Origin of the sequence: Natronorubrum halobium (assembly GCF_051351675.1) — an archaeon.
Lineage (GTDB): Archaea > Halobacteriota > Halobacteria > Halobacteriales > Natrialbaceae > Natronorubrum.
The window spans coordinates 4,186,835-4,206,446 of record NZ_CP195595.1; the positions used below are offsets into that span (position 1 = coordinate 4,186,835).

Annotated in this window: 23 protein-coding genes and 1 pseudogene; 11 read left to right on the forward strand and 13 right to left on the reverse strand. The window is 62.7% G+C overall.

Features of this window, described 5'->3' with window-relative positions:
- Positions 1-359 precede the first annotated feature (359 nt).
- The 4 genes from ACSFC7_RS20890 to ACSFC7_RS20905 form a co-directional block, all read right to left on the reverse strand.
- On the reverse strand, positions 360-1,721 hold the full coding sequence (locus ACSFC7_RS20890) for an aminotransferase class III-fold pyridoxal phosphate-dependent enzyme (protein WP_436344734.1): 1,362 nt from the start codon (positions 1,719-1,721) through the stop codon (positions 360-362).
- Between the two features lie 156 nt (positions 1,722-1,877).
- Positions 1,878-3,506: a BCCT family transporter gene (locus ACSFC7_RS20895; protein WP_436344735.1), complete on the reverse strand. Its 1,629-nt coding sequence runs from the start codon at positions 3,504-3,506 to the stop codon at positions 1,878-1,880.
- Between the two features lie 480 nt (positions 3,507-3,986).
- On the reverse strand, positions 3,987-4,634 hold the full coding sequence (locus ACSFC7_RS20900) for a hypothetical protein (RefSeq protein ID WP_436344736.1): 648 nt from the start codon (positions 4,632-4,634) through the stop codon (positions 3,987-3,989).
- 301 nt (positions 4,635-4,935) lie between these two features.
- Positions 4,936-6,216: an amidohydrolase gene (locus ACSFC7_RS20905; RefSeq protein WP_436344737.1), complete on the reverse strand. Its 1,281-nt coding sequence runs from the start codon at positions 6,214-6,216 to the stop codon at positions 4,936-4,938.
- 195 nt (positions 6,217-6,411) lie between these two features.
- Between ACSFC7_RS20905 and ACSFC7_RS20910 the strand changes: the two are divergent.
- A pseudogene (locus tag ACSFC7_RS20910) lies at positions 6,412-7,012 on the forward strand (hypothetical protein).
- A gap of 51 nt (positions 7,013-7,063) precedes the next feature.
- Positions 7,064-7,564 carry a DUF4870 domain-containing protein gene (locus ACSFC7_RS20915; RefSeq protein ID WP_436344738.1) on the forward strand — a complete coding sequence of 167 codons (501 nt, stop codon included), beginning with the start codon at positions 7,064-7,066 and terminating at the stop codon, positions 7,562-7,564.
- A 13-nt stretch (positions 7,565-7,577) separates the two neighbouring features.
- On the opposite strand, the gene ACSFC7_RS20920 is transcribed toward ACSFC7_RS20915, so the two are convergent.
- From ACSFC7_RS20920 to ACSFC7_RS20935, 4 genes are all read right to left on the reverse strand, one after another.
- Positions 7,578-7,967 carry a Rid family detoxifying hydrolase gene (locus ACSFC7_RS20920; protein ID WP_436344739.1) on the reverse strand — a complete coding sequence of 130 codons (390 nt, stop codon included), beginning with the start codon at positions 7,965-7,967 and terminating at the stop codon, positions 7,578-7,580.
- 52 nt (positions 7,968-8,019) lie between these two features.
- Entirely contained in the window at positions 8,020-9,390 is a 1,371-nt protein-coding gene (locus ACSFC7_RS20925) for an aspartate aminotransferase family protein (protein WP_436344740.1), read from the reverse strand.
- A 184-nt stretch (positions 9,391-9,574) separates the two neighbouring features.
- Positions 9,575-9,922, reverse strand: a complete 348-nt coding sequence (locus tag ACSFC7_RS20930) for a DUF7521 family protein (RefSeq protein ID WP_436344741.1) — start codon at positions 9,920-9,922, stop codon at positions 9,575-9,577.
- Between the two features lies 1 nt (position 9,923).
- The gene (locus ACSFC7_RS20935; protein ID WP_436347999.1) at positions 9,924-10,268 is read right to left on the reverse strand and encodes a helix-turn-helix domain-containing protein; all 345 of its coding nucleotides are present in this window, start codon (positions 10,266-10,268) and stop codon (positions 9,924-9,926) included.
- A gap of 132 nt (positions 10,269-10,400) precedes the next feature.
- Between ACSFC7_RS20935 and ACSFC7_RS20940 the strand changes: the two genes are divergently transcribed.
- The 7 genes from ACSFC7_RS20940 (at position 10,401) to ACSFC7_RS20970 (ending at position 15,015) form a co-directional block, all read left to right on the forward strand.
- Positions 10,401-10,748, forward strand: coding sequence for a hypothetical protein (locus ACSFC7_RS20940; protein ID WP_436344742.1), 348 nt, complete (start codon positions 10,401-10,403; stop codon positions 10,746-10,748).
- A gap of 133 nt (positions 10,749-10,881) precedes the next feature.
- Complete coding sequence (locus ACSFC7_RS20945; protein ID WP_436344743.1) at positions 10,882-11,730, forward strand: proline dehydrogenase family protein; 849 nt, start codon at positions 10,882-10,884, stop codon at positions 11,728-11,730.
- A gap of 39 nt (positions 11,731-11,769) precedes the next feature.
- Complete coding sequence (locus ACSFC7_RS20950) at positions 11,770-12,507, forward strand: DUF502 domain-containing protein (protein WP_436344744.1); 738 nt, start codon at positions 11,770-11,772, stop codon at positions 12,505-12,507.
- Between the two features lie 72 nt (positions 12,508-12,579).
- Complete coding sequence (locus ACSFC7_RS20955; protein ID WP_436344745.1) at positions 12,580-12,873, forward strand: hypothetical protein; 294 nt, start codon at positions 12,580-12,582, stop codon at positions 12,871-12,873.
- Positions 12,874-13,161: 288 nt separating this feature from the next.
- Positions 13,162-13,716 carry a dihydrofolate reductase family protein gene (locus ACSFC7_RS20960; protein ID WP_436344746.1) on the forward strand — a complete coding sequence of 185 codons (555 nt, stop codon included), beginning with the start codon at positions 13,162-13,164 and terminating at the stop codon, positions 13,714-13,716.
- 239 nt (positions 13,717-13,955) lie between these two features.
- Positions 13,956-14,459 carry an N-acetyltransferase family protein gene (locus tag ACSFC7_RS20965; RefSeq protein WP_436344747.1) on the forward strand — a complete coding sequence of 168 codons (504 nt, stop codon included), beginning with the start codon at positions 13,956-13,958 and terminating at the stop codon, positions 14,457-14,459.
- A gap of 262 nt (positions 14,460-14,721) precedes the next feature.
- On the forward strand, positions 14,722-15,015 hold the full coding sequence (locus ACSFC7_RS20970; RefSeq protein ID WP_436344748.1) for a GYD domain-containing protein: 294 nt from the start codon (positions 14,722-14,724) through the stop codon (positions 15,013-15,015).
- 249 nt (positions 15,016-15,264) lie between these two features.
- On the opposite strand, the gene ACSFC7_RS20975 is transcribed toward ACSFC7_RS20970, so the two are convergent.
- The 3 genes from ACSFC7_RS20975 to ACSFC7_RS20985 form a co-directional block, all read right to left on the reverse strand.
- Positions 15,265-16,458, reverse strand: a complete 1,194-nt coding sequence (locus ACSFC7_RS20975) for a threonine synthase (RefSeq protein WP_436344749.1) — start codon at positions 16,456-16,458, stop codon at positions 15,265-15,267.
- A 290-nt stretch (positions 16,459-16,748) separates the two neighbouring features.
- Positions 16,749-16,925: a 50S ribosomal protein L37e gene (locus ACSFC7_RS20980; protein ID WP_436344750.1), complete on the reverse strand. Its 177-nt coding sequence runs from the start codon at positions 16,923-16,925 to the stop codon at positions 16,749-16,751.
- Positions 16,922-17,149 (reverse strand): LSM domain-containing protein, encoded by a 228-nt coding sequence (locus ACSFC7_RS20985; protein WP_436344751.1) that lies wholly within the window; start codon positions 17,147-17,149, stop codon positions 16,922-16,924. Before ACSFC7_RS20985 ends, ACSFC7_RS20980 begins: the two co-directional genes overlap by 4 nt.
- A gap of 209 nt (positions 17,150-17,358) precedes the next feature.
- On the opposite strand from ACSFC7_RS20985, the gene ACSFC7_RS20990 reads away from it, so the two are divergent.
- On the forward strand, positions 17,359-17,664 hold the full coding sequence (locus ACSFC7_RS20990) for a hypothetical protein (RefSeq protein WP_436344752.1): 306 nt from the start codon (positions 17,359-17,361) through the stop codon (positions 17,662-17,664).
- 68 nt (positions 17,665-17,732) lie between these two features.
- Positions 17,733-18,695 carry a zinc-dependent metalloprotease gene (locus ACSFC7_RS20995; protein ID WP_436344753.1) on the forward strand — a complete coding sequence of 321 codons (963 nt, stop codon included), beginning with the start codon at positions 17,733-17,735 and terminating at the stop codon, positions 18,693-18,695.
- A 97-nt stretch (positions 18,696-18,792) separates the two neighbouring features.
- Here ACSFC7_RS20995 and ACSFC7_RS21000 read toward each other — a convergent pair whose 3' ends face one another.
- Complete coding sequence (locus ACSFC7_RS21000) at positions 18,793-19,059, reverse strand: hypothetical protein (RefSeq protein ID WP_436344754.1); 267 nt, start codon at positions 19,057-19,059, stop codon at positions 18,793-18,795.
- Complete coding sequence (locus ACSFC7_RS21005; RefSeq protein WP_436344755.1) at positions 19,056-19,466, reverse strand: nuclear transport factor 2 family protein; 411 nt, start codon at positions 19,464-19,466, stop codon at positions 19,056-19,058. Before ACSFC7_RS21005 ends, ACSFC7_RS21000 begins: the two co-directional genes overlap by 4 nt.
- Positions 19,467-19,612: the final 146 nt, after the last annotated feature.

Consider the following 19,612-nt stretch of genomic DNA (forward strand, 5'->3'; position numbering starts at 1 on the left):
TTCGAATACCGCGAGGGATGAGCGAGTGAACCTGTGAACGAGCGAATCGGTTGGGGAGGACGTGGAAACCCTAGTTGCCAGTGTGAGCAGGACACTCTGTCTTGTTTCCGCCACCACTGCCAACAAACACTCTCTAATCGTGGCAACGGGGATTCCCACGTCCTCCCCAGCCGATTCGTTCAGTCGCACCCTCCTTCACTCACCCCTCGCACGCCTTCGGACCGCGCCTCGCTATTCCGAGGCCGTCACTACGTTCAGGCCTCGCACCGCTCGTCGCGGCCCAGCGCGCGCCACCGCACGAGGATAGTCCGAACTGGGCGAACAGCGGACCAAAACCAACTCGAGAATACAAAACCCGATTACGCGGCCTTCGCGCTCGGACCGACCGCCTCGATCGCCTCGAGGAAGATCCCGATCCCCAGTTCGATCTCGCGCTCGCTCGAGTCCAGCGGCGGCAGCAGCCGGATCGTCTGCTTGCCACAGCCGAGGGTGAGCATGCCGCGTTTCAGCGACTCCTTCACCACGGCGGCCCGCCGCTCGGGCGTGTCGAAGGTGACCGCGAGCATCAGGCCCTTGCCGCGGACGTCCTCGACGTAGTCGGGCGAGTCGTCGCGTAGCAGTTCCTTCGCCTGCTCGCCGCGCCGCGTGGCGTTATCGAGCAGGTCGTGTTCCTGGATCGCCTCGAGCGTGAACGTGCCCATCATCGAGCCCAAGAGATCCCCGCCGCCGAACGTCGACCCCAGCCGGTTCTTCTCGCTGGGGAAGATCTCGGATCGGGAAATCGTCGCGCCGACGCGGAGGGCCTTCGCGCTGGCGATAACGTCGGGTTCGATCGGGTAGTGATCGGACGCCCAGATCTCGCCGGTGCGGCCGACGCCGGCCTGAATCTCGTCGACGACCAGCGGGATGTCGTACTCGGCGGTGACGTCCGCGACCTCCTGCATGAACGCCTCGCTGGGGAAGCGGTAGCCGCCGACGCCCTGGATGGGCTCGAGGGTGAGAAACGCGATCTCGTCGGGGTTGATGTGCCCGCCCTCGGGCGACAGCGAGTTCCGGAGCTGCGAGCCGGCGCCGGTGAAGAAGCCGCAGTCACAACTCGCGGCGTCACAGCCGCGATCCGCACAGAACGGTACCGTCTCGATCCCGCTGATTTCGGGGTAGTGGCGCGTGTAGACCTCCTTGGACTTCGTGATCGAGAGCGTCCCGAAGGTGCGGCCGTGGAAGCTGCCCGCGAAGGCGACGCCGTACTTCGACGGCGCGCGGTAGTCGTTGGTGATCTTCATCGCGTTCTCCATGGCCTCCGCACCGGAGTTCGAGAGGAAGACGGTGTCCATGCCGTACTGACTCGAGACCTCGGTCAGCTTGTCCATCAGGTGACTCGAGCCCGGTACGTCCGACTCCTCGGGGGTCGGGCCGGCGCCGAAGTACATATCCTGGCCGGCGATCTTCATCGGTTCGACGAGGTCGAACTCCCGAAGCTTGTCGGTGACCTTCGGGTTGTTGTAGCCGAGGGGTGCCGCACCGATGTGACACGTAAAGTCCAGCAGTACGTTGCCGTCGACGTCGGTCACGAACGGGCCGTCGGCCTCGCGCGTAACGTCCCAGACGAACTCGTGTGAGTACTCGCTCGGGGCCGCGTTCGCGCCGTGGAACTCGACCCACTCCTGAGCGTTGGGCCCGGGGAAGGCGTCCACGTTCGGTTCCGCTGTGTCCCTATCCATACACAGATAATGTGTACGTCATACATTAAATCTTGTTATAGATGGGCACGATAGTCGGCGGCGTTGCTGTCATCTTCGCAGCGTGGTACCGTACTCTCGAGTACAACGATACGAGAACAATACCGAGAAGAGGATATTCGGATCGATCCCAGCGTCTTAGTCGTCGTCGTCGCTGGGCTGGACCGCCCCGCCGACGGTCGGTGCTTCGTCACTCGAGCCGTAAATCTTCGTTTCGTCCTGAAGGAGGACGCGCCCGTGCGTCGAGCTGAAGTGTTTGATCAGCCCGAGCATGGCGAGGAAGCAGACGAACGCGAACGGACCGCCAGTGATGATTGCCGCCGACTGCAGGGCGTCGACGCCGCCGAGGATCATGAGGATCGCTGCGGTCATACCGAGGACCACACCCCAAAAGATTCGATTGATGTTCGACGGTTTCGCTTTGCCGCCGGTCGTCATCATCGAGACGGCGAGCGTCGAGGAGTCCGCAGACGTAATGAAGAACGTCGTGACGAGCAGCATGAACGCGATCATGAACACCGTCCCGAGCGGGAACGCGTCGAACATGATGAAACCGGTCGTTTCGGCTCCGAGTTCGAACGCCATGACCTCACTGAAGTCGGCGACATTGTTGTGTTGCATCCAGACGGCCGTTCCGCCGAGCGAGATGAACCACGGAATCGTCGCCGCCGAGGTCGCGACGATGCCGGTGAACGCGACCTCGCGGACGCTTCGGCCGCGGGAGATTCGTGCGATAAACAGTCCTGCGAACGGAGACCACGAGAGCGCCCACGCCCAGTAGAAGACGGTCCAGGTATTGGCCCACTCGGTGCCACCCTCGACACCGGCCCCGGTGAAGAGACTCATCGAAACGAAGTCCGTGAGCATCCCACCGATAGCCTGCGTTCCGAGCAGGACCAGGAAGATCGTCGGACCGACGATGAAGGTCACGACCAGGAGGATGAAAAAGAGGACCATGTTGAAGTTCGAGAGTCGACGGATCCCCTTGTCGACCCCGAGCACCATCGAGATGGTAAACAGCAGTGTCATCATCGTTACCACGAGGATGATTCCGGTGTTGCCCAGATCGATTCCCCACTGGTAATCGAGGCCGCTGACGAACTGGCTCCCGATGAATCCGAGCGAGGTCGCGACGCCGCCGATGGTCGCGAACACGGCGAGGATGTCGATGACCTTCGCGGCCGGTCCGTCGAGGTTCTCCTTCCCCAGGATCGGCGTGAGCGCCGACGAGACCCGGAGCGGGACGTTCTCGTAGTTGTACGCGAAGTAGCCGATCGCGATCCCCATGATCGTGAACACGGCCAACTGGGGTAGCGCCCAATGGAAGAGCGTCTGTTGGACGGCGATGCTCATCGCTTCACCTGACTGGCTACCGACGTCGAACAGTGGCGATGGATCGTCGTAGTAGAACAGCGCCTCGGTCGGCCCCCAGAACACCACACCTGCGGCGAACCCTGCGGAGTACAGCATCGCGAAAAACGACAGGAAACTGTACTCCGGCGGTTCGTCACCGAATCTGATCTTCCCCCACGGGCTGAGGATCAGGAACAGGAGGAAGAGCACGATCATAAAGACGATTGCGAGCAGTGCCCAGTTCAGGTACTCGAGCATCGACTCGTTGAGTGTCGCGATCGTGTTCTCGACGGTCGTCGGACTGATGAAGAACATCGCGATCACGCCGACCGTGATTCCGGCACCGAACAGGAACACGATCGGATCCAGTTCGTCGGAGAACCGACCGAACGCCCCCTTCTCGTCGCTGCTCATGCTCCACCACCCCTCGCACTCGGGCAACCGGTTAGCGTTTGCACACACCGTCCCCGTATCGCATCTCCCATGCTTCGCGATAGCATACCGAACCAATTGTCAGTATCTCGCATAAATATTTCCTTTTTGTATCTAACATACACAGATTACGTTTATTGGAACCGTCCGTTATGCAGAGCCTCAACGATATATTATAGTGACCGTTCGTCTGCCTATCAGCTACTCATTCTACAATTGTTTCATAACACCTAAAAACACAACAGAATAATGTTAGGGGTGGCGCAGTATACGCACGGTTGCGTGAAAGTGTTGGAATGGATGACAATCACATACTGTAGTCGCCGCGGACGACAAGAACGGGCCGACGGGACGACGAGAACGAGCCAGCGGGCGGCAATGACGGTACAGCAACAATAGTAACGCAAGGGAAGACGTATCGACGGTCCGGCCTCGAGAAGACCCTAGACCGTCACACGGCCGTCAGTTCGTGAGGTCCTCGAGTTTCCGCTCGCGTTCCGCGGCGCTTTCGCTGACCTGATTGGTGTACTCGTCGACCCGGTCTTTGATCTCCTCGCGTGCCGACTCGGGCGAGAACTCGTCGGACATGGTCAACAGTCGGACGAACGCCCGGAGTTCCTCGTCGGTAAGCTGGGCGAACTCCTCGTTCTCGAGTTTTTCGATGACTTCGTCGACGTCGATCTGGCCGACCGGTTCCACGTTGAACTCGACGTTGACCATCCGGTAGTTCGAGCCGGCGAGCCGCTGTTCGGCCTGTCCGACGCCCTCCGAAAGCATGTCCTTGAACGGCGTGTGATAGCCGATCGTGCCGAGGTGCAGAAAGGCGAGCATATCGGTGATGCCCTGCGTGTAGGCGTCACGTTCGTCGTCGTCGGGATCGAAGACGGTCTTGCGGTCCCGCTCTTCCATATACTCGAAGAGAATGCTGAAATCGAGAACGGCGTTTCGGACGCGGCGGCGAATCCGGTTCCGTTTCTGTTTTTTCGAGTGGTCGGTGTAGTCCGTCTTTCGCCCGAGGAGGAAGTCGCGATCGGAGGGCGTGAGAATACCGCGCGGTCGGTCGGCATCGGCTGCGGTCTCTAGTGACGCCGGCACGTCATCCTGACTCATACAGGGTACACGGGTATCCCGCGAATTAACTTTTCTGATTCATCAAACATGTGTTTTGAAATACAATTAGGCGATAGTGACCCGATCGAGAATCGAAATTGCGGTACACGAATGCTGTGTATCGGACGAGCCACCTTCGCAGTCAGATGCTGCGGCGCACACGACGTCCATTCGTGCAACCGAGAACCGCGGGGCGCACACTACGCAGCCGAAAGCCACGGGACGCATACCGCGCAGCCGAAAGCCACGGGACGCATACCGCGCAGCCGAAAGCTGCGGGGCGCACTCCGCACAGCCACGATCAGGGTCGTCGGCGCGCACACTCGAGGACGGCGTCGGTCAGCACCGAGACGCCGATTCCGAGACTCTCCTCGTCGATGTCGAAGGTGGGCGTCTGATGGTTGGTCGGCTGATCCGTCCCGACGAGGACGTACGACGCCAGTCCGCCCGACTCCTGGACGCGTTCCATCAGGTAGGTCGCGTCCTCGCTCGCGCCCAACTCGGCGGTCTCGAGGACCTCGTGGACCCCGTTGGTCGTCCGCGCGACGTCGCCGACGAGATCCCGAAGCGCGGGGTCGCTGTCGACGCTCGGCGATTCGCTGATCATCCGCGGCGTCACGTCACAGTCGTGCATCTCCGCGGCGGCGTAGAGGACGCGCTCGAGTTCCGTTCGCGTGTACTCCATCAGCGCCGTGGTCTCCCCGCGGACCTCGCCCTCGAGGGTGATCTCCTCGGCGATGACGTTGCTCGCGGTGCCGCCCTCGATACAGCCGAAGTTCACGCGCGTCATGCCCTCGTCGTGGCGGGGGATCGCGTAGCCGTTCTGAATCGCGGTCGCGACCGCCTGCATCGCGTTGGCCCCCTCGTTCGGTGCCTTCCCGGCGTGTGCGCTCGCGCCCTCGAAGGTCACCGTGATGTGGGCCATCGCCAGCGGCTTCTCGACGCCGGCGACGACGGTCCCCGTCGGGTTGTCCAGCCCCAGATGGACGGCGAACAGGTAGTCGACGTCGTCGAGATAGCCCCCTTCGGCCATCGCCTTTCCGCCGCCGGAGATCTCCTCGGCGGGCTGGAAGAACACCGTAAACGTCCCCGTAAACTCGCTCGCCTTGACCGCCTCGAGCGTTCCGAGCCCCATCGCGACGTGTGCATCGTGGCCGCAGGCGTGCATGTAGCCGTCGTGTTCCGAGCGAAAGTTCTCGTCGGCCGGGCGATGGCCGGGTTCGTCGGATTCGCCGATCGCGGTGGCGTCCATGTCGACGCGCAGGCCGACCGACGGCCCCTCGCCGCGCTCGAGGACGGCGACGACACCGGTGTGTCCGTCGGCCGTCCGTTCCAGGACGTCCTCGCGAACCCCGGCGTCCCGGGCGCGCTCGAGCCAGGGTTCGATCGCCTCGTCGTCGGGGACGGCCATCCGCGCGTCGCTCGCGAGACAGTCCCGGCCGATCGCGATCTCGTCGACGCCGATCCGCTCGAGTTCCTGGACGATTCGCCCGGTCGTCCGGAACTCGCGCCAGCCGGGTTCGGGATAGCGATGGAACTCCCGCCGGAGATCGGCCAGTCTGTTTCGTACGTCGTAGGCCATTCTTGCCGGTTGTAGGCGGGGGAGCTACTTAATCGTGATCGATACTCGGAGCCGAATCGTAGCGCTCGACGGGACGGTCCCGATACCCCTCGCCGAGGACTCCTTGAAGTCGTTTCGCGGGTCCCAATTTGCGTTTGGCGTCCACCAAATCCGCCCCGGGGTTTAATTTATCCCCCTCCGACTGCTGAGATAGTGATGACGACCCTCCCCGCGTGGATCGAAGACCGCATCGATCCCACGCTCGAAAAGAAACTCACGCAGCGCCACGTCGTCGAGGTGATGCTCGAGGCCGAAGCCCGTTCTTCTCCATCCAGCAACTGCAGGCGCTGGTGGGGCCGACGGTGAGCAAGGGGGCGGTGCGAAACCGGCTCAACGAACTCCGCGAGATCGACATCGTGGCCGCCGAAACCTACCCCGAGACGATCACGCTCTACTACGTCAACCATCCGGAGTCGAACTGGCCGCTCTCTCCCGAGGGCCAGCGGGCGCTCGCGTACGATTCGCCGCTCGATACGCTGTCGCTGCGTGACTTCCTGCGGCTTCGGAACTCGGCCGGGATCAGAACGCTGGTGCTCGCGGGCTTCCAGCTCAGCCTCGTGCTGTTCTGTACCGGAATCGTCACGGCCGTGTTCGGAATCGACGCGCCGGTATCGGCGACTTCCGCGATGGTGGGGCCACCGGCAACCTCTTCGTCGTCTGTCTGGTCCTCCTCGTCGCGGAACGGATCGCTCGACGGATTCGCGATGGCGGTCGCGGCGGCCCCGTCTCGACTGCCCAGCGGTTCGCGCCGAAGTGACGAACTGAGGGTACCACACACGAGAACGCGGCAGTAGATTACACCGATACGATGTCCACGAACACGTCACCGACCGACTCGCCGTCGAACGAACCGTCTCCGTCCGAACAGTCGACGCCACCCGGCCCGACACTCTTAGCCGAGCGATCGCTTCTCGGCATCTTCGTCCACTTCTTCCCGATCGTTCCGCTGTGGGGCGTTATCGTCGCCGGACTGGTGTACCGGTTCTCGAGTCACGAGTTCACTCGAGCCAACGCGCGAAACGCCTTCAACTGGCAACTGCTCGTCACGGGATCGATCGCGGCGGCGTTGCTCGGATTGTTCGGCCTGTCGGCACTGGTCGACCGAGTCGCTCTGCCCGGATCGATCGAAACCCTCGTCTCCCTTCCAGTGCTCGCCGTCGTGATCCTCATGTTCGCGCTCACGTGGTTGAACTTCGTCTTCCCGTTCGTCGCGATGGGAAAGGCCATCTTCGGCGGCGCGTGGGACTACCTGTTCGTCCCGGACTTCCTCCGACTCGTCGCGACGCGCACGCGGTTCGGACAGGAATAGTGTGCAGGTGGTCCTAGCCGAGGTAGGCGGTCGCGTCCAGTTCGACGCGCACGTCCTCCGGCAGGCGCGAGACCTCCACGCAGACGCGTGCCGGCGGTTCCTCGCCGAACTTCGCGCCGTAGGCCTCGTTGACCGCGTCGTAGTCCTCGAGGTCGGTCAGGTAGACGGTGACTTTGACGACGTCGTCGAGGCCGTCGCCGCCGGCCTCGTCGACGACCGCTGCGATGTTTTCAAGCACGCGGTCGGTCTGCTCCTGAATGTCGCCCTCGACGACCTCGTCGGTCTCGGGATCGACGGGGCCGTAGCCGGAGACGTAGAGCGTATCGCCGGCCCGGACGCCCTGCGAGTAGGGGTTGTCGTTGCTCGGTGCGCCGTCGGTTTCGATGGGATCAGTGTCGGACATGGGTTCGGTCGAAATCGTCTACAGAATCGATGTTGCGTGTGCTGGTCGGTCGTTACGCGTCGTCGACCGCGTGCTCGATTCCGTCGACGACGACGTCCAGTGCCGTCTCCGCCAGATCGTGGGTGAGCACGAGCGGCGGGAGGAATCGCAGGATGTTGCCGTGGCGGCCGGCCGTCCAGACGAGGACGCCGTGTTCGAAGCAGTACTGCTGAATGTCGTCCACGAGGTCGCCGTCCGGCTTGCCGTCGCTATCGACGAACTCGGCGCCGATGAACAGCCCCTTGCCGCGGATTTCGGCGAGGCGCTCGGTCTCGTCGGCGGCCTCCTGCAAGCGGCCCTGAATATAGCCGCCGAGGTCGCGGGCGTGGGCGAGCAGGTCGTGTTCCTGAATGTACTCGATGGCGCGGGTGCCGGCGCGCATGCCGACGACGTGGCCGCGGTAGGTGCCGGCGTGATCGCCCGACCCCCACGTGTCGAGTTCCTCCTTGTACATCGTCGCGGAGAGCGGGAAGCCCACGCCGCCCAGCGCCTTCGCGGAGGTCATCACGTCGGGCGTGACGCCCTCCCAGTCGCTGGCCCACCACTCGCCGGTGCGGCCGAGGCCGCTCTGGATCTCGTCGAAGACGAGCGTGATGTCGTTGTCGGTGGCGATGTCGCGCACGCCCTGCAGGAATCCCTCCGGCGGCGTGACGATGCCGCCCTCGCCCTGGATCGGTTCGACGATGATTCCGGCCGGATTCGCGAGTCCGCCGTAGGGATCCTCGACGATGGACTGAACCTCCTCTAAGGCGTGATCGACCGCTTCCTGCGGCGACTTGTCCTGGCGGAACGGGTACGGGTACGGCGCGTGGACGACATCGGAGAGCAGCGGCGTGTAGTGGCCCTTGAACTTCTTGTTCGAGGTGACGCTCATCGCGCCCGTCGTCGCGCCGTGGTAGGCGCCGCGGAACGCGATGAGGCCGTCGCCGCCCGTGTTGTATTTCGCCAACTTGATCGACGCTTCGATCGCGTCGCTGCCGGTCGGACCGCCGAATACGACCCGGTTGTTCCCCTGCAGGCCGGCGGGTGCGATCTCGTCGAGCTTCTCGATCAACTCGAGTCGCGCTTCCGTCGGGAAGTCGACCGTGTGGACGAACTTGTCGGCCTGCTCGTGGACGGCCTCCAGGACGTAAGGGTTCGAGTGACCGACGTTGAGCACGCCGATCCCGGCGAACATGTCGATGTAGGTGTTGCCGTCGGCGTCGCGAACCGTCGCACCCTTGCCTTCCTCGAAGGCGATCGGAATGTCGTTGGGGTACGCGACCGCGCTACTGTCGATCTCCTCCTGCTTCTCGAGCAGCGCTCGCGTGTTCGGTCCCGGGACGGAGTCGACGTTCGGTGCGTCATCGAAGTGTACGTCGTCGATCGGCGGTCCTGCCGTCATACGTGATCCCAGGTGAAACAGATATTAATAACTTGTCCACAGTATCCATACAGAGCATATACAGATTTTGAATACACATCTCCCGAGGAACGAGGTCGACCGTCGAACGAGGTCCCGAAAGCGATGAAATTAACGAGCGTCCTCGAGTCGACGATCCGCTCGAGAAGAGCGGGTTCGACGGGAATCAAACGCGAGTCGGTTCGGCCGATCGCCGCGGCATCCACAGGGCGTAGAGGATCGCCGCCAGTCCCGAAACCTGGCAGAGCTGGCTGACGATCACGACGGCCGTGACCGGGATCGTCGGCACCGCGGCGTACACCAGAAAGACGATGAACGGAACCGCCAGCACGAGGAGGAACCCGACGGCGATGAACAGCATCGGACGACTGTCGTTTCGTCGGTAGCCGCGATACGCCTGATACGCGATGAACAGGCCGAGGACGACGCTGAGTACCTGGGTCGAGAACTGAAAACTGACGACCCAGTCCGGCGGCACTTCGGGTTCCCAGAGCTGCAGTAGTTGCGACCGCATCTCAGATCCCCTCGATCAGTCGCGTGAATCGATCGGCGATGTCTTCGCGGCGGTCGATCTGGAGCCGGAGTTCGCCGTCTCGAAGCTCGACGGTGATCCGATCGAGATTCGTCGCGTACACCGATCGGTGGTGGCCGCGGTCCGTGTCGAGTTTCGTTCGCTCGACGAGCAGCCCGCACTCCCGGAGCTCCTCGAGCCGCCGGTACACCGTCGGTTTGGAGACGTCACAGCGCTCGCTCAGTGTGTTCGCAGACATGGGTTCCTGACTCGTTTCGGTGAGGATCGTCCGCGCTGTCGAGTCTTCCAGCACGGTCGCGATACGCTCGATCTCGCTCTCCTCACTCACGGTAGCCATATCTTCAGAGAACGGATGTAAAGAGATTACCACGGTTACACGAGCTGAAGTCGTGCTCGAGCCGTTTTGCCCGTCGGGGGAGAGTGGACAACCGTGATGGGATCACAGCACACCACCCGCCCGATGGCACGAGTTCGCCCGACGTCGATCGGCGGCCTTCTCGTCGTGTTCGCGAGCGCCGTCGTGAGCATCGTCTCCTACGGCGCTCTCGCGGAAACGATACGCATTCGCTGGACCGTCGGTACCCACTACCAGTACGGTCCCGAACACGCCCCGGCGATAGCAGTGCTCGTGGCGTTTCCGGTCGCGTTGCTCGGGCTGTACGTCGGCTTCCGGTGGCTCGAGCGAACCCTCGAACGGACCGACGAATTCGAGGGACTCGGGATTCTCATCGAGATCACCGCGGTAGCCGTCCTCGCCACGGTACTGGCCGCCCAGTTCCTGATCGTCGCGCTCAACCTCTGGCTGTAGCGCGAATCGAGCGCTCATCCGACACTGATCGGTGGGTTCGGAGCGGTTGCGGGGGTCGGTCGCCGACTGCTATCGGCGCGACGAATCGTTTCGTACACAAACTCCCTTAGGACTGGCAGTCCAACTACCGAACATGATTCCGCCGATCGCGAACCGCTTCGTCGCGGGGGAGTCCCCGGCAGAGGCGCTCGATCACGTCCGGCGACTCAACGACAGCAACGTTCGAGCGATCGTCAACCTGCTCGGCGAACACTACGACGAACGCCCGCCCGTTCGCTCCGACGCCGCGGAGTACCGTGCGCTGGCCGGCGACATCGCAAACTCGAACCTCGAGGGCACGATCTCGGTCAAACCGTCGCAACTGGGTCTCGACCTCGGCGAGGACGTCTTCCGCGAGGAACTCGAGGGCGTCGTCGCGGCGGCGGCCGACCACGGCGTCTTCGTCTGGATCGACATGGAAGACCACACGACGACCGACGTGACCCTGAACGCGTTCGAGGACCTCGCTCGCGAGTACGGGACCGACGACCGGTATCGGGTCGGCGTCTGCGTGCAGGCGAACCTGAAACGGACCCGCGCGGACGTCGAACGGCTCGCGGACGTCCCCGGGAAGGTCCGGTTCGTCAAGGGAGCGTACGACGAACCCAACGATATCGCGTACACGAGCTCCGAGCGAGTCAACTACGAGTACGAGGCGCTACTCGAGTACGCGTTCGAACACTACGACGGCGGCATCGCGGTCGGCAGTCACGATCCGGCGATGATCGAACGCGCGATCCACCTCCACGAGGAGCACGGCACCGAGTTCGAGATTCAGATGCTCATGGGCGTCCGAAACGACGCCCAGCACGAACTCGCCGCGGAGTATCCGGTCTATCAGTACGTCCCCTACGGCGACCGGTGGAAGTCGTACATGTATCGTCGCGTCACCGAACGCAAGGAAAACCTCTGGTTCGCCCTCCGCGCCATTCTCGGGCGCTAAAGGGAAGGGCTCATAATCCCCTAGTGTGAGTTGGTGTACATGGCTTCGTGGAAGCGAGATTTCGCGAGCGGGCTGATCGTCCTCGGCCCGATTCTCGTCACCCTCTACGTTATCTACTGGCTCTACGGGCTCGTCGCCGGCCTCACTCCCGGCCTCATCCTCGAGCCGGACGCCCTCGAGCCGCTGATCCCGGGGGACGGCACGCAGGCCGAGCAGACTCGCGAACAGCTCGCGCAGTTTCTCCGCGTCATCGTCGCACTGACCGTCTTCACCATTCTCACCTTCTCCGTCGGCTACCTCATGCGGACGACCGTCGGCGGCCTCGTCGAACGCGTCGTCGACAACGTCGCGAATCGCGTTCCAGTCATGCGAGTCGTCTACAACGCCTCGAAGATGGCCGCCGAAACGGCCTTCGGCGAGCAAGAGACCCTCCAGAAACCCGTCAAACTCGAGACCTGGAACGGGCTGCGGATGACGGCGTTCAAGACGGGCAAAGTCACCGACGACGGACGAGAAGTGCTCTTCCTGCCGACCTCACCGAACATCACCACCGGATTCGTCGTCGAGGTCGAATCCGACCGGATCACCGAACTCGACGAGGACGTCGAGGACGCCCTCACCCGCGTGCTGAGCGCCGGGTTCGGCGACGCGAACCGGAACCGCGGGATGGAGGCCGGCGTCTCGATCGACGTCGTCGACGAGGCGAAAGCCGGCTCGCTCGAGGAGTCGAAGACGGGTTCCAACGAGGGCGCGACGGCCGAGAACGACGACGACTGACGGCGACGCTGACCTCGCGACTGTCGATCGCGGTACACTTATCAGTTGGACGGCTGTCATCCCCCACTAACGATGTTTCCGGTAGCCTCCACCGAATCGATCTTCAGCGGCGACATGAACCCGCTCACGCGCGCCTATCGAGACGTCGTCATCTACGACGAGGCCGGCGGGGATGCGGAGCTACTCTACGAGGGACCGATCGTCGTCCACGGGAACGGCTGGCTCGAACTCGAGGGCGGCCGACTCCTCTCGCCGAGCGCGGTCCACCACGTCGACATCTATGACAATATCGACGAGAGCGGGGACCGGAACGCCGACGACGACACCGGCGACGACTACCGGACCGGCCGATTCAGTCCTCGCTGACGTCCGGTGAGTACCAGTAGTCGGTAATGCGGTTTCGGTATTTGAAATTAGATCGGAAATAAAACACTCGGTTCGGCGACTGTAGATCCGAATGTAGCACGAGGTTCGACTCGAGTTGCGAAGATGGTGATCTCTCAGTACGGACGTAGTCAGCGGGGGATCCGAAATGGAGTTCGGGCAAGATACGCACCCCCTATGTAGGAGCGACGAGTATACGGTGGTGCGTGGCAGGTTGCTGATGGTCAGTCTTTATGCCGGTAGAACGCTTCCTAAACCCCGGTTGAAACGATGAAGACCCAATACTACACGGCAACGAGCATCAACGGGTATCTCGCCGATGAAGATCACTCGCTCGACTGGCTCTTCCAGTTCGGAGATATCGAGGAGATCGAGGGTGTACAGGACGACTACCCGCCGTTCATAGATCAGGTTGGTGCCTTGGCCATGGGCTCGACGACCTACGAGTGGCTCATCGAGCATGAAAACCTACTGGAGGAGCCGGAAAAGTGGCCGTATGAGGTTCCGGCCTGGGTGTTTAGCAGTCGGGAGTTACCGGCGGTTGATGGTGCGGACATCCGCTTCGTGCGGGGAGACGTTGCGCCAATCCATGCGGACATGGTAGAGGCCGCAGGCGGCAAGAACGTCTGGCTTGTCGGTGGCGGTGACCTTGTAGGACAATTCCACGACCACGGTTTACTCGACGAGATTATCCTCACCGTTGCCCCCGTTATGCTCGCTTCGGGTGCGCCACTATTGCCACGCACGATCACTACCCCGCCACTGAAACTAGTTAATGTGCAACAATATGGCGATATTTTTGCGGCTCTAACCTATGAAGTGTGACGGCTCAGTCCGGACTCCTCAAAGGATACCTTCAGCAGACCGGTATCGGCAGGACGTATTTTCAAAATATTGGCTGTATCGAAACATTCCATAGATGATGTGTTTTAGTCGTCGTGCTGAATACACAGCGCGAATGTCGCACGAGGTTCGGTTCAATTTTCGACGGTAGTGATCGGTCAATACAGGTGGTGTAGATATCGTCCCCCGGAATTAATTCGAGAGAACGTTTACAGTATATCATGGGCTCAACGTTAATCCGCGACGCAGATTCTGACGATATCGCGGGGATCTTGCGAGTCACGGAGCGTTCGTGGAACTCGGCGTATAGCGAAATCCTTTCGACGGAGACAATCGATCAGACGATATCGGAATTACACGAAGGGGACGCAACGCTCCAACTAATAGAGCGTGAGGATGTCGCGTCCTTCGTTGCAGAACGTGGCGAAGACATCGTCGGTTACCTCAGTGGCGGACCAAGTACCGACGAGACCGTGGCGCGACTCGGGGCGCTCTACGTCGATCCTGACGTCTGGAACGACGGGATCGGAACCGAACTGCTGCAGACGTTCGAGGAGCACTGTCGTCAACAAGGCGTTGAATTGATTCAGTTTTCCGTCCTCGACGAGAACGAGATCGGGCTCTCGTTTTATCGAAAGCACGGATATACGGAGACCGAGGAGCGAACGACGGATCGGTTCGGCGAACCGATCACCGAGCGAGTGTTCCGTGGCGAGGTCGAGTGACGTCCATCCCTTCGTTCAGTGATCCGCCCTCATCCGCTCGATATGCAGGTGTACTGTGCAGATGGTTCACTGCTTCCGGCGTGAAACAAATGAAATCGACGTGCTGCACTGATGCTCTGGATGTTGCACGCCGCTTGTGACACTTGAGACATGGGTCGAGCAAGACGTGTAAGATACAGGGCGCGTGTGTGTCAACACACCTTCGGAGAGGTCGATACCGGGGCACAACTATATCGTTCTGTTCAGAGTATGCACATCCGTAATGCCAACTTACGTGTTCTTGACGTCTTTCACTCAGCAAGGCGTCGAAAACGTGCGAGACAGCCCCGAGCGGACGGAACACGCGAAAGAGATGTTCGAATCACTGGGTGGGACGTGGAAGGAATTTTTCGTCACGATGGGTCGATATGACGGCGTCGTCATTGCTGATTTCCCGGACGACACGACGGCAGCACAAGGAGCGCTCATGCTTGCGGAAAGCGGCAACGTGACGACCGAAACGCTCCGAGCGTTCACCCTCGATGAGGTCCGCGACATCGTTGAAGCGATGTCGTGATGGATCCGCCTTGTCCGCAGATAGCGCACCGATCCAACCCGCAATGGTGCTGCATCTATTCTCTGTATTCAGCACGCGACTCTTAGCAGCTAGCAGATAGATTGGTAGCCCTACTGGTAACGCTTTCACCTGTACATACCGCGAGTTTCACGGATAATTCGGAATACCGAAACCGCACTCCTATCGAATCGAGTTTCGGAGAGCAGCGAACCGTAGCCGGACGGCCCCTCGAACGCCCCGCGACGTCAGCTACACGCCCTGACTCATCAGGTGACTGCGCAGCACGTCGCCCTCCTTGTTCCCCGAGGCGGTGTTGACGACGACGACCGTTTCGCTCCCGTCGAATTCGCCCCGCTCGGCGAGTTCCCAGACGCCGCTGGCCGCCGCGGCCGGACTCGGGGCCATCTCGAGGCCCTCGTGCTGAGCCACCTGCACCGCGGCCTCGAGGATATCCGGGTCCTCGGTGGCGACCGCGCCGCCGTCGGTCTCGTGCAGCGCCTCGAGAACTTGTGCACTCGCCGGCGGATCCGCGATCTCGATCTCCCCGCAGATCGTGTCCGGCGTTTCGACCGGCTCGTGTTCGTCGCGGTCGGTCTCGAACGCGTCGACGATGGGGGCGCAGCCGGCGGCCTGCGCGGCGTACAGTCCGGGGAGATCGTCGACCAATCCGAGCTCCCGAAGCTCCGTCGCGGCCTTGTACGCGCCGACGAGGCCGACGCCGACGCCGGTCGGATACGCGACCACGTCGGGGACCTCCCACTCGAGTCCCTCGACGATTTCGTACAGCGTCGTCTTGGCCCCTTCGTGGCGATACGGCGTGACGAAGGAGTGGACGGAGTACCAGTCGTCGTGCTCGGCTAGCCCCTCCTCGAACGCGCCGACGGCGTCGTCGTACCGGCCGCCGACGACGTTCATGTCGCCGCCGTGGACGTTGATCATCGCCTTGTTCGAGAAACTCGAGCGAGAAGGAACGTAGGAGTGGGAGTCGAGTCCCGCTCGGCCGGCGTACGCGGCGGCGGCCTGTCCGCCGTTGCCCGTCGTGGCGAGCGCGACGTCGCTCGCGCCGTGCTGGCTGGCGGCCGTCAGGGCGACCGACTGGCCGCGATCCCTCGTCGCCCCCGTCGGATTCCGCCCGTCGTCCTTGATCAGTAGCCGCTCGACGCCCAACTCGTCGGCCAGGGCGGGACAGTCGACCAGCGCCGTCCCGCCCTCGTTCGTCGTCACCGCGGACTCGCGCGTGAACGGCAGCAGTTCCTCGTAGCGCCACAGCGAGTCGAACGGCCGGCCGGCGAGCGTCTCGCGATCCAGTTCGATCGCGTCGTAGTCGTAGGTCGCGTCGAGCAACCCGCCGCAGTCCGGACAGGTGTGGTGCTCCTCCGCAGCGTCGTGGGAAGCCCCGCAGTCGACGCATGCGAGGCCGGTAAACGCGTCCGTCGTCTCCATAGAAGAGTGTTCGCGGCCCGGGACTTGTAGCCACTGAAAGGCGATACGCGCCGACGCCGTGTTCGCGGCCGGCTATAGTAGCCACTGAAAGTCAATGCACACCTGATCGCACGACGGCTGTGCGATCAGTGTGTAAATCGTTCAGTTGTTACGATAACTCCCGTGACTGCCGTTGCACTCGGTGCTCGAGTACGCCGAGCACGGGAGTCGGACACCACCGACCCCGGAATTCCGAAGTCGGGACTGGAGGGCAGTGGAAACAGAAGCGAAGACGGCAGAATCGTCAGCAGTTAGTTGTCGCCGGTCTTCTTCTGCCACTCGTAGCCGCGGCGTTTGGCGGATTTGCCGAAGCCGCACGACGAGCACTCTTTCTTCTTGGTGTGGTAAGACTTCTCTCCGCACCGACGGCACTTCGTGTGTGTCGTCTTGTTCTTCTTTCCTTGGCTCGGGGTTCCTGCGCCAGTCATGGAGTGATCGAAACGACGTTATCGCCGCGTATAATGGTTGTGTCTTCGGCCGGCGTCTCTGCGTCGACTTCGCCCTCGAGGGGGATCGTCGCGTCCTCGAGCACGAGATTCATGTGCTGATCGTAGCCAGCGAGGTCGCCGTCGTACTCGTCGCCACTCTTGAGTCGTACCGTGACACGTTCGCCGAGCGACGCCTCGAGGACATCCAGCGGTCGTCCACTCATACGAAAGAGCGCAGGTGACGGACACTTAATCGTACCGGTCCTGACTCCATCGAATCCCATTTCAGGGGGGACTAGCCGCTCGTTTTCCGATCCGGAGGGGTGGACGCTCCGTGATGAACGATACCGATGTACGCGGTTCGGCGGTGCAACGGGTCCGATCTGTGACGTCCGGCAAACAGTATAAGTGTCCACTCGTTGAACCACGGCGTATGGGCGACACGAAATTCACCCTCATCGAGTTGCATCTTGACGGCGACACCCAGTTCGGCCTGGGTGCGCTCGACACCGCACTGCCGTTCGGCTCCACCGAGGAGTCGACGGAGACACCGGAGTACGAAACCGAAACGGAGACCGAGGACGACGCCGAGGAGGACGGCTCCGGCGGCAAGGCCATCGGCGCGGTTGTCGCGCTCGTCCTGTTGGTCGCCGCCGGCGTCGCCGCCAAGAAGTTCCGCGGCGACGACGACGAGTCCGAACTCGAGGAGGAGGAGCAGCCGGACGTCATCGTCAACTAACGCGACCGACCGCTCGCGTCAGCCGATTCGGCCGAACGCTTTTGCGCGTGCTTCCCGTACCGACTGTCGTGAATCTCTATCGTAGCGCCCGGGCCGTTGCCGGGGCGTCCGGTGACGACGTGATCGACTGGGAGTCGGCCGCTGACGCCGCGAAGGCGGTGACCGATCCCGGCTCGCTCGAGCTCGAGCCGGGCGAGCGCGAGGCCTACGCGCGTGACGTTCGCGACGCGCGGGAGGCCGTTCGAACGGTGGCGGACGTCGAGTTCGACGTCCCCGACACCGTCGAAATCCAGAACCGCCACCACTGGATCGACGCCAACATCGCGACCTTCGAGCGCGTCATGGGGACCCTCGAGAGCCAGTTCCAGACCGGTGCCTTCCCCGGCGTCGCCCGGACCGTCAACACGGGCACGATGACCGTCCTGCTCGCGTTCCTCGGTCGGAACGTCCTCGGCCAGTACGATCCGCTCCTCCTCGCGGAGAACCCCGAGGAGAGCCACGCGCTGTACTTCGTCCGACCGAACATTCTCAACGCCGCCGAGAAACTCGACGTCGACGCCGACCGGTTCCGCCGCTGGATCGCCTTCCACGAGGTCACCCACGCCGCGGAGTTCGGCGCCGCACCGTGGCTATCGGACCACCTCGAGACGCGCATGGAAGACGGCATCGCGGCCCTCTCTGACGGCTCGTTCGACCGGAACGCGTTCCGCGACCTCGACGCCGCGATGACCGTCGTCGAGGGCTACGCGGAACTCCTGATGGATCACGCCTTCGACGACGAGTACGAGGATCTGCGCCGGAAACTCGACGCTCGACGACAGGGCCGCGGCCCGATCCAGAAGCTGTTCCGCCGACTGCTCGGGCTCGGACTCAAGGAGCGACAGTACGAACGCGGGAAGAACTTCTTCGAGACGGTCGTCACGGGCCACGGCCTCGAGACGGCGACGCTCGTCTGGGAAGGCCCCGAGATGCTGCCGACGCAGGACGAACTCGACGATCCGACGCTCTGGCTCCAGCGCATCGATCGCTAGCTGAATCGGTTCGGCCTCGGGTTCGACCGTCGGTCGCTCGTTTCCCTTGTGACGACCTGATTACGAGCGTTGTACAGTTGCTATGCGAGCGATCGCGTCACTCGAGGATCCACAGCAGGTACCAGAGCAACGCGCCGCCGGCGGCGATGCCGCCGATCGTCGTCAGACCGACGACGGCCAACGAGGCCCCGCCCTGCAGCGCCATCGTGCCACCGGAGAGGCCGACGAGCAGGACGAACACCCCTTTGAGTCGGTCGGAGGGGGTCGTGAGTGCACTCGAACGGGCGGGACCGCGTCCGTCCGGGCCACGACCGGACCCGCGTCCGCCGTCGCCACTCGAGTCACGCCCCGGGCCGCGGCTCATAGGTCGTCCGGCGTGCTGACGTGCATCGTCGTGAACAGCCACTCGTGATCGTCCGTCTGATCCGCCTCCGACGCTTCCGCAGCCCGGACGAGCGCCCCGCTCCAGCGCGTGTCGAAACGGCGTCGCTCACCGCTTTCGGTGTCCGTCCAGGCCATCGTCACCTCGTCGGCGAACGTGGCGACTTCGTCTCGGTCCGTCACGACGAGATTCTGGCTCTCGACCGACCACTCCGCCGTCGTCTCGGTCTGTTCCCGCAGGGCGTCGCTCACCTCGTCGTAGCCGAACAGCGCCTCGCTGATGCCGAACTTTACCGTCGACTCGTCCGCGCGGAAGAACGGCTCGAGGGGGTCGCCGTTCCGGAGCGCGTCGTAGTAGTCGCGAACAACGGTTTCGGGACCTTCGCTCATGGGCGGACTGTCGAGGGCGTCGGGCAAAGGCCCACCGGACGCAGACGCAGGTGGCGACTCGAGCGGTCGCTCGGTCCCGGAGCGTTGCAGTTGCAGCGCAAACATCCAATGGACGAGTTATCCGGATTACCTATCGGAGCCAAGAA

What these genes read in the sequence shown, in the direction of transcription:
- ACSFC7_RS20940 (WP_436344742.1), top strand. Translation starts at nt 10,401, where the DNA reads ATGGCACGAGTTCGCCCGACGTCGATCGGCGGCCTTCTCGTCGTGTTC.
- ACSFC7_RS20990 (WP_436344752.1), top strand. Translation starts at nt 17,359, where the DNA reads ATGGGCGACACGAAATTCACCCTCATCGAGTTGCATCTTGACGGCGAC.
- ACSFC7_RS20900 (WP_436344736.1), bottom strand. Translation starts at nt 4,634, where the DNA reads ATGAGTCAGGATGACGTGCCGGCGTCACTAGAGACCGCAGCCGATGCC.
- ACSFC7_RS20985 (WP_436344751.1), bottom strand. Translation starts at nt 17,149, where the DNA reads ATGAGTGGACGACCGCTGGATGTCCTCGAGGCGTCGCTCGGCGAACGT.
- ACSFC7_RS20895 (WP_436344735.1), bottom strand. Translation starts at nt 3,506, where the DNA reads ATGAGCAGCGACGAGAAGGGGGCGTTCGGTCGGTTCTCCGACGAACTG.
- ACSFC7_RS20965 (WP_436344747.1), top strand. Translation starts at nt 13,956, where the DNA reads ATGGGCTCAACGTTAATCCGCGACGCAGATTCTGACGATATCGCGGGG.
- ACSFC7_RS20945 (WP_436344743.1), top strand. Translation starts at nt 10,882, where the DNA reads ATGATTCCGCCGATCGCGAACCGCTTCGTCGCGGGGGAGTCCCCGGCA.
- ACSFC7_RS20960 (WP_436344746.1), top strand. Translation starts at nt 13,162, where the DNA reads ATGAAGACCCAATACTACACGGCAACGAGCATCAACGGGTATCTCGCC.
- ACSFC7_RS20920 (WP_436344739.1), bottom strand. Translation starts at nt 7,967, where the DNA reads ATGTCCGACACTGATCCCATCGAAACCGACGGCGCACCGAGCAACGAC.
- ACSFC7_RS20955 (WP_436344745.1), top strand. Translation starts at nt 12,580, where the DNA reads ATGTTTCCGGTAGCCTCCACCGAATCGATCTTCAGCGGCGACATGAAC.
- ACSFC7_RS20970 (WP_436344748.1), top strand. Translation starts at nt 14,722, where the DNA reads ATGCCAACTTACGTGTTCTTGACGTCTTTCACTCAGCAAGGCGTCGAA.
- ACSFC7_RS20930 (WP_436344741.1), bottom strand. Translation starts at nt 9,922, where the DNA reads ATGCGGTCGCAACTACTGCAGCTCTGGGAACCCGAAGTGCCGCCGGAC.
- ACSFC7_RS20950 (WP_436344744.1), top strand. Translation starts at nt 11,770, where the DNA reads ATGGCTTCGTGGAAGCGAGATTTCGCGAGCGGGCTGATCGTCCTCGGC.
- ACSFC7_RS20975 (WP_436344749.1), bottom strand. Translation starts at nt 16,458, where the DNA reads ATGGAGACGACGGACGCGTTTACCGGCCTCGCATGCGTCGACTGCGGG.
- ACSFC7_RS20890 (WP_436344734.1), bottom strand. Translation starts at nt 1,721, where the DNA reads ATGGATAGGGACACAGCGGAACCGAACGTGGACGCCTTCCCCGGGCCC.
- ACSFC7_RS20905 (WP_436344737.1), bottom strand. Translation starts at nt 6,216, where the DNA reads ATGGCCTACGACGTACGAAACAGACTGGCCGATCTCCGGCGGGAGTTC.
- ACSFC7_RS21000 (WP_436344754.1), bottom strand. Translation starts at nt 19,059, where the DNA reads ATGAGCCGCGGCCCGGGGCGTGACTCGAGTGGCGACGGCGGACGCGGG.
- ACSFC7_RS20915 (WP_436344738.1), top strand. Translation starts at nt 7,064, where the DNA reads ATGTCCACGAACACGTCACCGACCGACTCGCCGTCGAACGAACCGTCT.
- ACSFC7_RS20980 (WP_436344750.1), bottom strand. Translation starts at nt 16,925, where the DNA reads ATGACTGGCGCAGGAACCCCGAGCCAAGGAAAGAAGAACAAGACGACA.
- ACSFC7_RS21005 (WP_436344755.1), bottom strand. Translation starts at nt 19,466, where the DNA reads ATGAGCGAAGGTCCCGAAACCGTTGTTCGCGACTACTACGACGCGCTC.
- ACSFC7_RS20925 (WP_436344740.1), bottom strand. Translation starts at nt 9,390, where the DNA reads ATGACGGCAGGACCGCCGATCGACGACGTACACTTCGATGACGCACCG.